The organism is Halanaerobium sp. ST460_2HS_T2 (assembly GCF_003337665.1).
GTDB lineage: Bacteria > Bacillota > Halanaerobiia > Halanaerobiales > Halanaerobiaceae > Halanaerobium > Halanaerobium kushneri.
On record NZ_QPJF01000079.1, the window covers coordinates 1 to 1,494 of the forward strand.

Here is a 1,494-nt window from a genome sequence, read left to right on the forward strand (position 1 = left end):
AAAGACTTTCCCCATTTTTTAAAATAGCAAAAACTATCCGTACTGTCACAAGGGTAAAGAAAGCCTTAAATTCTTTTGTGATCGACGTTTTTTGTAATAACTCTCAAAAAAAGAAGCAATTCCAGTGTATGATTTAGTCAATAATTCTCTTATTCCATCAGCTAACGCATAATAATCAAAGTCTGGAATATCATAGATTCTTTCTGAAACTTTCTTAACTATAATTCTTAGTTTTGTCTTTCGTTTTTTATCTGAAAATAAAGCTAGAAATCCTATGGTTATTGATAAAATTAAGTCCAGATTTCTAATTCTTTTTATTGATCTAACTCTAAAATTTTCTGAATCAAATTTTTGCTTTTTGAATCTGAAATATTCTTCTATTTTCCATCTTCTAATATATGCTTTTAAAATTGCCAGTGTAAGTTTTTTGGCATCAGGTCTTAAATTACTAATTAAAAGCATAGGTTTTTTACCCAGACCTCTAATAATTACAAGAGTAAGTTCTTTATCTTTTAATGCAGGTAATTTAATTGGAGCATAGCTGAATTTTAAGTGTCTTTCTTTATTCTTTTTATTTTTATAATGATAGACATATTTACCCTTGTAAAGAGCAGCTACTTTTTCTATATTTATGCTTTTACCTTTATAGATAACATTACGATTTCCTTTAGCTCTAATTACAAAATCTTTATCTCCTTTAGAAAAATATTTATAGTATCTATTAGCATCATAGCCTCTATCAAGGGCATAGATACCCATTTTACCAAAATGTTTTTCTACAAAGTCCAGTCCATTTAAAGCTTCAATATTTTGACTTTTAAATCCTTTTTCCAGACTTGAATAGATACGAGAATATATTTCAATAGGTAGTTCTTTGTTTTCAGTTAAAGCAGCAATTTCAAAAGTATCATAGCCTTTTTCAGTTTCACCAGTACTTCCATCTCTAACCCTATCAAGTAATTCTAATTCATAGCTGTGGGGCTTAACTAAATCTGATTTGTCACAGCAAAAGACAGTATTGTCATTAATATGAGGCTTTATTTTTTTTATATATTCCTCTATTAATTCTTCTTGATTATCAAAATTTTCAAGATTTCTGGATAATCTCTCAATAGTTTTTTTAAGCAGTATACCTTCTTTTAGAGCACGAGAAATCTCACTTAAAAGAACTGATTGAGACTTCAAAAACCCATAAATCATCTGAGTAAGGAATTTAGATTTGGTTTTTGACAGGTTTTTAGTAATTTTTTTAGAAAAATTAGTCACTTTTCGTTTCATTTCATAGATAAATCTGGTATAATTAGTCACGGTGAAACAACTCCTTTTTGGTTTTTTTGTGTGTAAACTAATTATACCAAAAACAGGAGCTTGTTTCACCTTTTTTGCGTAATCTGTGGATAATCTATTTTAAGAGTTTCTAAGAACAATTTATCCACAATTTTGCCTGTTGATAACTTTAAGTTTTTGCTATTTTAAAAAATGGGGAAACTCCTT

The 1,494-nt window shown here is 28.2% G+C and carries 1 protein-coding gene; it reads right to left on the reverse strand.

The features are described 5' to 3' along the window. Positions 1–45: 45 nt before the first annotated feature. Complete coding sequence (locus DFR80_RS15100) at positions 46–1,308, reverse strand: transposase (RefSeq protein WP_110301376.1); 1,263 nt, start codon at positions 1,306–1,308, stop codon at positions 46–48. Between the last annotated feature and the right edge of the window lie 186 nt (positions 1,309–1,494).